The 371-nt window shown below is 71.2% G+C and carries 1 pseudogene; it reads left to right on the top strand.

The features are described 5' to 3' along the window. A pseudogene (locus AB0C16_RS40955) lies at window positions 1–371 on the top strand (malate synthase A); the annotation flags it as partial.

Below are 371 nucleotides of genomic sequence, written 5' to 3'. Positions count from 1 at the left end.
CGATCGGCGGCATGGCGGCCTTCATCCCCTCGCGCCGGGACGCCGAGGTCAACAAGGTGGCCTTCGAGAAGGTCAAGGCCGACAAGGACCGCGAGGCGGGCGACGGCTTCGACGGCTCCTGGGTCGCCCACCCCGACCTCGTCCCGATCGCGCTGGCCTCCTTCGACGCGGTCCTCGGCGAGAAGCCGAACCAGAAGGACCGGCTGCGCGAGGACGTCTCGGTGGCGCCCGGCGACCTGATCGCCATCGACACCCTCGACGCCAGGCCCACCTACGACGGCCTGCGCAACGCCGTCGCGGTCGGCATCCGCTACATCGAGGCCTGGCTGCGCGGCCTGGGCGCGGTCGCCATCTTCAACCTGATGGAGGAC

This window comes from Nonomuraea sp. NPDC048916 (assembly GCF_040649575.1).
GTDB lineage: Bacteria > Actinomycetota > Actinomycetes > Streptosporangiales > Streptosporangiaceae > Nonomuraea.
This window is presented reverse-complemented; position numbering and strand designations above follow the sequence as displayed.